The organism is Streptomyces mauvecolor (assembly GCF_039532965.1).
Classification (GTDB): domain Bacteria; phylum Actinomycetota; class Actinomycetes; order Streptomycetales; family Streptomycetaceae; genus Streptomyces; species Streptomyces violascens.
On the sequence record NZ_BAAASQ010000080.1, the window covers coordinates 1 to 9,256 of the forward strand.

The 9,256-nt window shown below is 66.3% G+C and carries 10 protein-coding genes; 3 read left to right on the forward strand and 7 right to left on the reverse strand.

The annotated features are described in order from the left end of the window. Nucleotides 1-318: 318 nt before the first annotated feature. The 5 genes from ABD346_RS38430 to ABD346_RS38450 all read right to left on the reverse strand — a co-directional run bounded on the left by ABD346_RS38430 (nt 319) and on the right by ABD346_RS38450 (nt 4,519). Nucleotides 319-939, reverse strand: coding sequence for a hypothetical protein (locus tag ABD346_RS38430; protein ID WP_344380959.1), 621 nt, complete (start codon nt 937-939; stop codon nt 319-321). Beyond that, a complete protein-coding gene (locus ABD346_RS38435) occupies nt 936-1,652 on the reverse strand; it encodes a thioesterase II family protein (protein WP_344380960.1) in 717 nt (238 codons plus the stop codon). Before ABD346_RS38435 ends, ABD346_RS38430 begins: the two co-directional genes overlap by 4 nt. A gap of 65 nt (nt 1,653-1,717) precedes the next feature. Beyond that, the gene (locus tag ABD346_RS38440; RefSeq protein WP_344380961.1) at nt 1,718-2,674 is read right to left on the reverse strand and encodes a chlorinating enzyme; all 957 of its coding nucleotides are present in this window, start codon (nt 2,672-2,674) and stop codon (nt 1,718-1,720) included. Between the two features lie 5 nt (nt 2,675-2,679). Further along, nucleotides 2,680-2,949: a phosphopantetheine-binding protein gene (locus tag ABD346_RS38445; RefSeq protein WP_344380962.1), complete on the reverse strand. Its 270-nt coding sequence runs from the start codon at nt 2,947-2,949 to the stop codon at nt 2,680-2,682. Beyond that, nucleotides 2,942-4,519: an amino acid adenylation domain-containing protein gene (locus tag ABD346_RS38450; RefSeq protein ID WP_344380963.1), complete on the reverse strand. Its 1,578-nt coding sequence runs from the start codon at nt 4,517-4,519 to the stop codon at nt 2,942-2,944. Before ABD346_RS38450 ends, ABD346_RS38445 begins: the two co-directional genes overlap by 8 nt. 322 nt (nt 4,520-4,841) lie before the next feature. On the opposite strand from ABD346_RS38450, the gene ABD346_RS38455 reads away from it, so the two are divergent. Further along, a complete protein-coding gene (locus ABD346_RS38455; RefSeq protein WP_344380967.1) occupies nt 4,842-6,221 on the forward strand; it encodes a cation:proton antiporter in 1,380 nt (459 codons plus the stop codon). Here ABD346_RS38455 and ABD346_RS38460 read toward each other — a convergent pair. Next, entirely contained in the window at nt 6,187-7,023 is an 837-nt protein-coding gene (locus tag ABD346_RS38460) for an AraC family transcriptional regulator (protein WP_344380964.1), read from the reverse strand. The genes ABD346_RS38455 and ABD346_RS38460 overlap by 35 nt on opposite strands. Before the next feature lie 65 nt (nt 7,024-7,088). Here ABD346_RS38460 and ABD346_RS38465 point away from each other — a divergent pair, with 65 nt between their 5' ends. After that, a complete protein-coding gene (locus ABD346_RS38465; protein WP_344380965.1) occupies nt 7,089-8,075 on the forward strand; it encodes a DMT family transporter in 987 nt (328 codons plus the stop codon). Between the two features lie 575 nt (nt 8,076-8,650). On the opposite strand, the gene ABD346_RS38470 is transcribed toward ABD346_RS38465, so the two are convergent. Next, nucleotides 8,651-9,034 carry a hypothetical protein gene (locus ABD346_RS38470; protein ID WP_344380966.1) on the reverse strand — a complete coding sequence of 128 codons (384 nt, stop codon included), beginning with the start codon at nt 9,032-9,034 and terminating at the stop codon, nt 8,651-8,653. Between ABD346_RS38470 and ABD346_RS38755 the strand changes: the two genes are divergently transcribed. After that, nucleotides 8,948-9,256 (forward strand): MBL fold metallo-hydrolase (locus ABD346_RS38755; protein ID WP_425583057.1); only part of this gene is annotated, 309 nt, incomplete at its 3' end. The genes ABD346_RS38470 and ABD346_RS38755 overlap by 87 nt on opposite strands.

Sequence of the window (9,256 nt, forward strand, 5' to 3'; positions counted from 1 at the left end):
TCGAGCACGGCGTGCTCGAGGGCGGGCAGGTCTACCTGGGCGGGCACCTGGCGGTACTGCGGTGATGTCATCGGCGACTTAACTCCGGTCGGTCTACGTGTTGGGTTCTGGGGCCCGCGACCGCATCCCTCATGATCCGCGAACGGGCCTGGTCCGTACGGCGGTTCGTGGGTGATCCGCATAATGAGCCCCCGGACCGGTCACGGCTGAGTCAAACGCCGCTCATCCGGTCCAGGCATGTTGATCGACCTACTATATGACCAAGATCCCAGCAGGTGAGGGCTGTTGAGGGCATCCGGTGGCAGCCATGCCGGGACATCACGCCGCCCGGTGCGCGAGGGTCAACGCCGCCTGGAGGGGCGGGGCGAAAGCGGTGACCAGCCGCGGGGCGAGCCGCAACCGGTGCGCCGGGAACGACTCGGGGACCGACACTGCCCAACACCCCTTGGAACCGCTTCTTTGAAGCCGCCACTGCTCGGGGCGGAAGGGCAGACCAGTGCCGGGGGACAGCGCCTTGTACAGGGACTCACGTGCGCAGTGCAGCTCCACCGATGGTGCCGCCGATGCCGCGGTGACCTCCTCAATATCGACGCCGCAGCAGATGGCAATGTCGCTGTCGAAGACCACGGACACGGCCCAGGTACGCGAATGCGAGATGCTGCCCACCACTCCCGGAGGCCAGACCGGGACCCCGCGCTCGGTCCTGGACACGCTGTACCCTTGCATGTCCCTGCGAGCCAACGCCTCTGCGGCGGCGGCGCGGCCCGCGAGGAACTCCCGGCGCCGTCTTTCCGATACGCGGAAGCCTCGGTCCAACGCCGCCACATGGGGCACCTGCCCCGTAGCGTCCACGCGCCGCACGCCGATGCTGAACCTCTGAGTCGCACCGGCCTGGCGGACCAGCGAGACCAGGAGGCGGCGGATACCGGCCTCAGTCATGTGGCCCGTGCATACAGGCAGCTCGCGATGGTTTCTACCAGTTCGGGAATGTTCTGCTCGATGTAGAAGTGGCCTCCGGGGAAGGCCCGGGCCTCTGTCGATCCCGTGGTGTTGAGGCGCCACTGGTCGATCTGATCGGCTGTGAACATGTCGTCAGTGCCGTAGCACACGACGATGTCTGCCTCGGTGACGGTCCGACGCTGCTTGGACAGGAACGACTGGGAGATGGAGAAGTCGGCGCGCAGGAGATCGGCGGTCCTGCGGCGTAGTTGAGGATGGTCGAGGATCTGCTGTGAGAGGCCGCCCCCGGACTTCGTGGTGATCTCGAAGATCTCCTCGTCAGTCGTCGAGAGCGGTGAGCCTTCGAAGGGGAGGGCGGCTCCCCGCGGGCCTGAGTTCGCCGAGGCGAACAAGGTGGTGCAGTGGCGTGGGGCTCCCGTTTCCTCCAGTCGGGCCGCCAGGGCGAGGCCGACATAGGCGCCGAGGCTGTGGCCGAAGACGGAGAACGGCCCGTCGATAGAGGAAATGGTGTCCGTGAGGGAGTCGACCGCCTCATCGATGGTGGTGACGGACGTTTCCCGCCATCTGCGGCCCCGGCCCGGAAGGTCCGCGGCCAGGGGCTGGATCTCCGGCGGTAGCGCCTTCACCAAGGGCTCGAAGTAGGCTGCGGATCCGCCTGCGTGGTGAAGCAGAACGAGTGGATGGGGCTTCATCTATCCGTCTCCCGTAGGGGGCGGGTGGCGGCGGCCTGGAGGCCGCCGCCACCTTGAGGGTCCCGTTAGCTCTGCTGGTGGGGAGTGAACTGGAAGCCTCGCTGGCTCTCCTTCGCAACACGGTTGTGCCCGAAGGTGTCCTCGCCGGACACGAGTACCGTGCCGTAGTTGTCGAGTACGATGCCGCCGCCGTACTCGCTCACCTCGTCGGTGCCCGGGTATACCTGCACCTGCGTGGGCACGAAGCGAGCGGCGTAGCCCATGCGGTAGTCCTTCTTGGCCCCGGTGTGCGGGAGGGACGCGTGCATCAGGGTCGACCAGAAGATCACGCACTCACCCGGCTTCATCACCAGGGGGAACGCCTGGGACTCGTCCGGCGTCCAGTTCGGGTCCTTCTGGAGCTGACGGTAGTCGTAGCCGAAGAAGCCCCGCTTGATGCCGTCCTTCTCCTGGGAGTTGAACGCTTCCGCGTTGTAGTCCATGCCCTTCGACTCGTCGTAGTTCATAAACTTGTGTGTGCCGGGCATCAGCTGGAGGCAGCCGTTCTCCTTCGTGGAGTGCGTGAACGCAGTCCAGACGGTGATGGTTCCCCCGAAGGCCGGCTGGCCGTCCTGCGACGGCCACAGGATCTGCGGCGAGCCACTGGCGTGCGCGAAGGTCGCTGCCTGATGCCAGTCAGTGCCCTCATCACCCTGGTACTTGGGGAAGAACTCGCTGCGCCAGCACAGGAGGTTCGGTCCCAGGATCGATGCGACGCGGTCGGTGATCTCCCGCTTCATGATGTGCTCGGACAGCAGGTCGATGTCCAAGTGCCGGTCATAGTTGGAGATGCTGCTCGCCTTGCCCGCGCCCACGGGGTAGATGGCGTGCGAGCGGTCACGCAGCTCGCGCTGGATGGTCTTCCACCGCTCCTCCATCTCCTCGACCTCGTAGATCTTGATGGGGCCGAGGAAGCCGTCGCGCTCGAACTTCTCAAGTTCGGCGTCGGTGAGGGTGAACGTGGTCTGCTGAGAAAGAGTCATCGCTGTCATCCGCTCTGTACGGTGGTACCGGTGAGACGAGCTACCTGAGAGGCGACCTCGCCGAGGCTCTGCTCGAAAAGGACCTGGATGTCGACCTCGGCGCCGAAGCGCTCCTTGATGCGATCACTCAGCTCAAGGGCGAGGACGGAGTGGCCCCCCAGGTCGAGGAAGTTGTCCTCGGCCGTGGCCGGTTCTTCCAGAAGCTCTGTGGCCCAGGCCAGGATCAGGCCCTGGGCGTCGTCGATAGTCAGCTGGTCCTGGTTGATTTCACTCATGCGTGACGACCGTTTCGTTCCATGACCGGGCGACGGCGGCCCGGTCGACCTTCCCGTTGACGGTGCTGGGCAGCTCCGGCAGCCGCAGGTAGCGGGCGGGATGCATGTAGGCGGGCAGAAGATCCTTGATGTGGATGCGCAGCCCGGCAGTTGTGGGGGCCTGCGCCTCGTCCCGTGCGACGAAGGAACAGACCAGCCGGTCATCGCCGGCCTTGAACTGCTGTACGTGGACGACCGCGTCGAGTACGTCCTCGTGCCGGCGTACCGCCGCCTCGATGTCGCTGAGCTCGATCCGGTACCCGCGGAGTTTCACCTGGAGATCGGCGCGGCCTATGTAGGCGAGGCTGCCGTTGGGCAGACGGTGCACCAGGTCGCCGGACCGGTAGAAGTGGACGGTCTCCCCGGTTTCCGGGGCGTCGACCGTCACGTACTTCTCCCCGGTGAGATCTGGCCGCTTCAGATATCCCTCGGTCACCTGCGGGCCGGAGAGCCACAGCTCACCCGTCTCGCCGTCGGGGACTTCGCGGCCGCTGTCGTCGACCACCCGTAGCCCGAAGCCGGGCAGAGCCGTGCCGATGACCGACCTGTCGGAGTCCAGGTCGTCCTCGCTGACCTCGTGGAACGTGGTGAAGACCGTGGTCTCCGTAATTCCGTAACCGTTCACGAGCCGGGGACTCTCCAGGCCGTACCGCTTGGCCCAGGGGCGCAGCGTGGCTGCTGCCAGCTTCTCCCCGCCGAAGATGACATACCGCAGATCGGTCAGGTCCCGGCCGGAGCGCAGCGCCGCTTCGGCGAGCGCGGTGAAGGCCGTCGGGGTCTGGTTGAGCACGGTGATGCCCTCGTCGGCGATCACGCCGAGGTACTTCTCCGGTGACCGTGCGGCCCAGTGGGGCAGGACTACCAGTTCAGCCCCTGTGGTGAGGGCTCCCCAGATTTCCCATACCGAGAAGTCGAAGGCGATCGAGTGGAACAGGAGCCACCGGTCGTGTTCGTCGAACTCGAAGACAGCTCGTGACGTGGTGAACAGGGCGGCGGCGTGGCTGTGGCGGACCGGCACGCCCTTGGGGGTGCCGGTCGTCCCCGAGGTGTAGATGACATAGGCGTCGGTGTGCGGGCCGGGCTTGCTGCCCGGGGTGTTTCGGCCGGCTCGGTCGGCGAGTCCGGCGATCTCCGCGGTGGTGATCACGATGGTGATCGTGGTGCCGGCGATGTCGTCACCGGGGTCACCAATGATCGCGGTTGCCTCACTGTCACCGATGATGAAGTTCTTCCGGGCCGGCGGATGCCGGACGTCCAGGGGGACGTAGGCAGCCCCTGCCTTGAGGATGCCGATCATGGCGGCGACCGCGTCGGCTCCGGGGAGCATGCGCAGGGCGACACGGTCACCCGGCCGCACCCCCTTTTCTCCGAGCAGCCACCCGATGGTGTCCGACCACTCGTCGAGTTGGCGGTAGGTGAATCGCCTGCCGTCGGCAGATAGAGCGAAGCGCTCCGGGTGCGTATTTGCGGATTCTTTGAACAGGTCTAACAGGCCAACTTCGGCCCGAATGAAGGAATCCGATTGCACCATTAACTCCCCCCTCGTTACTCGCGAATACCGTCTCAATATGCGAGATCCCTTGCCCTCGCCGTCCGCGACGGGGGAAACGTTTACATGGTCATATGCGCACGGCAATACCCTGTGACCATGATCACTCCGGGTGGACGATCGCTCTGACCTTGGGGTTAGCTCCTCGCGTTGTCCTTCAAGTGAACTAGCCACCCCAGGGGGAGAGTTGGCCGGGATTGAGCTGGCGGAATCCAGCCATGCGAGGAACAGATTCCGCATATTAATTGCGGTCGCCTTGACCGTTTTGCTGCCCCTCGCGGCGATCGCCGCCGCCGTCCTTCAAGTGGGCGGAAGGGCCTCCAGTGGGAAATCAGCCAACCCTGGACAATCGATTCTGGACACCGTTGGACACTTCTTCCTCGGTGTTGCCATAGTCCTGGCGGCGTCTCACGTACTGGGATTCGCGGCGACCAAGCTGGGGCAGCCACGGGTCACCGGAGAGATAGTCGGCGGCATCCTCCTTGGCCCTTCCTTGCTCGGCGCGGTCGCTCCCGGTTTGACCAAATGGCTGTTTCCGCCCACCGTCGTCCCGATGTTCAACGGCTTGGCCCAGCTGGGCCTCGTGCTGTTCATGTTCGGGGTCGGGCAGGAGCTCGCGTCCATGCGTCTACGGGGTGCCGCACCACGCGCCGTGCTGATCAGCCAGTCGTCGCTGCTCGTCCCGTTCGCGGCCGGCACCCTGGTCGCACTGCCGCTCCTGGACGACTACATGGCCGAAGACGTACACCCTCTCGCCTTCGTCCTGTTCATCGGCTGCGCACTGAGCATCACCGCCTTCCCCGTGCTCGCACGCATCCTGAGCGACCTGGGGATCTCCCGGACAAGAGCGGGCCAACTGAGCCTGTTCGCGGCCGCTGTAGGAGACGGGGGCAGTTGGCTGATCCTTTCCGTGATCCTTTCACTCGCACACGGCGGCGACTTCACATCCGTCATCGGCAAGGCCCTGGCCGTGGTCGTCGTCGTCACCCTCTTCGTGGGGCCGCTGCGACGGCTACTGGCCAAACTGCCAGACCGTACAAGCACCCCCACCACGGCGCCGACTCTCACGGTGCTCCTCGTGGTCGCAGTGGGGGCAACCTCGACCCTTACCGCGGCCCTCGGCATCCACCAGCTCATCGGCGCACTCCTGGTCGGCCTGATCTGGCCGCACAAGAACCGGGCAGCAAGCGCAGCCGTGGCACCCCTGGCGGGCGTGGCGAAGACCGTGCTGCTGCCCTTCTTCTTTCTAGGCTTCGGCCTCAGCGTCAACCTGGGCTCGCTTCGCCTGGACGGCGGGGCCGGCCTGGTCCTCCTCGGCCTGCTGGTCGCCGCGACGGTCGGAAAGGTCGTCGGCCCCAGCCTGTGCGCACGATTCACCGGGCTGCCGTGGTCGGAGGCACTCACCCTGGGCGTACTGCTCAACGCGCGCGGACTGACCGAGTTGGTGGTACTCCAGATCGGACACGAGGCGGGCATCATCGGCAAGGAGATGCTCGGGCTCCTGACCCTCGTGGCCCTCGCCACCACCGTGATGACCACACCGCTGCTCAAAGCCACCGGAGCCCTGCGCGAGCCACCACCCCGCCCGTCCACCACCCCCGAGCAGACCCCTCAAGCCCCGCCACTGGCGCTGTCAGGTGCCGAAACAGTCAGTGCGCAGCACGCTGGTAGACCGCCGGAGTAATGCCGTACGCACGCTTGAACCACCGGTTGAAGTGGGCCTGGTCAGAGAAGCCGGCGGATGCTGCGGCATCCGCCGGTGACAGCCCATCAGCCAGGAGACGCCGGGCCCGACGAAGCTTCAGAAGACGCTGATAGTCGCTCGGCGCCATCCCGAACTCCGCACGGAAGGCCCGGTACAGCGCGAAACGACTGCAGCCGGCCACCGCAGCCAGCTCGTCCGCCGATATCGGTTCCAGGAACGCCTCGTTCAGCAGGGCATGCGCCCGCAGTGCGGCCCGACGCTGCGCCGCCCCCTCCAGCGACCTCTTTCGTGGCGCCTGCGTCGCGCCCCGTTCCGCGAGCGCAAGAACGGCGGTTGTCAGCAGCTCTTCCCGCACCAGATCGCGCGAGCCATGCACCAGCGCCTCGTGCAGACGGGCCAGCGCCCCGGTGAGCACAGGATCCGTCAGCACGGGCCGGACGAACAGAGGCATCACCCCCAAGGAACCGTCACCAGCCGCGTCACCGAGCGTGTCGCGCACCACCGACGGGCCGATGTGCACGATGCGGTACTGATAGCCCAACTCCGCGGCAGCCTGGCCGTCGTGGACCTCGTCGGGATTGAACGCCATCACCATGCCGGCCCCGCTGGTGTGGTGCGCCCCACGACATCGGAAAGTCTGCGCGCCGAGATCGGTGATGCCGAAGGAGAAGGTGTCATGGCTGTGCGGCGCATACACATGATCGACGAAGTGGGCGTGCATGGCCTCCAGATCACGGGCCTCGTCCCGCCAGTACCGCACCCAGCCGTCTCCGTTCCGCATGGACCCATTGTGACCGCGCACGAGCGTTCAAGTCAGAGGGGGGCACCGTCAGACAGGGTCAGCACATGGGAACGACCAGTAGGTTCAGCAATCCGTATACGCTGCTGATGGTGACGATGGTGCTCTGGGGAAGCTCCTTCTCCAGCTCCAAGTCAGTCGTGGAGCACGTGCCGCACTCCGTGGGAGCCTTTTTGCGGTTCGGCGGCGGTGCCGTGGCCCTGCTGCTCGCCGTCGCGACAGTCGGCAGGCGTACAGCGCGCGTACCAGCCCGCAACGGATGGCTCGCAGCAGGCGCGGGCGTGCTGGGTGTCTTCGCCTACAACGGATTCTTCTTCTGGGGCCTGTCCTTGGCCCCGTCCTTGGATGCCGGGATTCTTATCCCGGTCATGAGCCCAGTCCTCACCAGCACGTTCCTTTTGCTGACCGGCAAGGAGAAGGCCACCTGGGCACGCGTCACCGGCCTGGCCCTCGGGCTCACCGGTGCCGGGATCTTCTTCATCGGGGCCGGCGGCAGCGGAGGCGGCGGATCGTCCCGCCTCTGGGGCGACGCCCTCTTCCTTCTGAGCGCGGTGTGCTGGGCGTCCTACACTCTGGCGGGACCACGCGTCCTCGCGGGCATCGAGCCGCTGAAAGCCACGACGTACGCAACCTGTGCGGGTGCCGTGCTTCTCGGCGTCCTCGCGGCCCCCGACGCTGCCGATGTGGCATGGAGCGAACTGCCGACCAGCGTCTGGCTGAACGTCGTCTTCCTGGCGGTCGGTGCCGCCGCCGTGGCGAACCTCCTCTACTACCGGGGAGTCAAAACCGTGGGCCCGGCCAAGGCATCCCTCATGATGTTCAACGTCCCCGTCATCAACACACTGTGTGCCACCCTTCTCCTGAACGAGTCCTTCGGCTGGCTCCAGGGGGCCGGGGCGCTGGTGCTGGTGCTGGGCGCGGTGCTGGCCGTGACGCAGGGCAAGCTGCCCTGGCGCTCGACCGACGCCAACGCACAGCCTCCTGTGGCCGTCGAATCGACGGGGCACGAGGATGCAGCGGCCAGGAGCGTCTGATCAGAGCGTGCTCGACGACGGTGCCCTCCCAGACGAGTACGGCCTTGTACGCCTCACACCCCGTCTCCCGATCTTCTGCCGCCACCTATGGGTGGGTGCGCCCGTCGTTCCAAGGCCGGCAGGGACATGGCAGTTGAGGCACCACCGTGACGTCCCGACACATTGAGACAGAGTTCACGGGTGGAGAGTCTCGACGCGGTGCACGAGCACCGCAAGAAACCCTGACCTCGTGGGAGGCACCTCCCAAACTCATCGAAGCCGGACATGGGGACCCCCGAGCTCACGGCACCCCAACTCGCGGGTAGGGAGTGCCTGTTGGTACGGATGACCGGCACTGGCTCGGCCGGACACCCACACCGTGCCCCGAGCCACCCCGGTCCAAGCGAGGAAAAATCAACGCACATCGAAACCCAGAGCTTCACACCCCCTCGGCGAGCACAGCCCATACGCCACCGGCCCGAGAAAGCCGACGCACTCCCGGAACAGAAGGAAACACAGAGAACTGACCTCGCCGGACACACGGCTTCCTGGTCTCTGTAGTCGCAAAACCAGACCTGGGCCCGCCGTCCGCGGGCCTAGTACGAACGGCCGGACCGGCAGCAGCACGCCGCGCCCACCGTGGAGGCCGCACCCAGCGGCTCCCCCCTAATCGTCGCCCGGCGCTGCCACCCCCGTCGGTGCCGGGCGACCACCCTGCAACCCGAAAGGCTGCGTCGCACCAGCCGCTGGCCCCCGGCCACAAGCCGGGAGCCAGCCCCAACAACCCTCAAAACCAGGTCACCGATCCCGAGATCCCCAGCGATCAGTGAGGCGACTCTGTCAACTTCTATCTCGTCGAAGAGCCGGAGGGGCTGGTCCTGGTCGACGGTGGACTGCCCACCCATTGGGGTGAGCTCTGCGACCGTCTCGATAACATCGGTGCCGTTCCGGGCGACATCAAGGCTGTCCTGCTCACCCATGCCCACCCCGACCACTTGGGTCTGGCGGCCCGAGTCCGCCGTGAAGCGGGCGCTGCGGTGTGGATTCACAGCGCCGAAGCCGCCACCCTTGCCGCGGCCAACCCCGCGCGAGCGGGGGCGAGCACAGAACGGTCGATGGCTCGCTATCTGATGCGGCGCCCTGTCAATCCCCTCGGACTGTGGAGATCTTCTAAGCGGCCAGCTCCAGACCGGAGTTGGCCC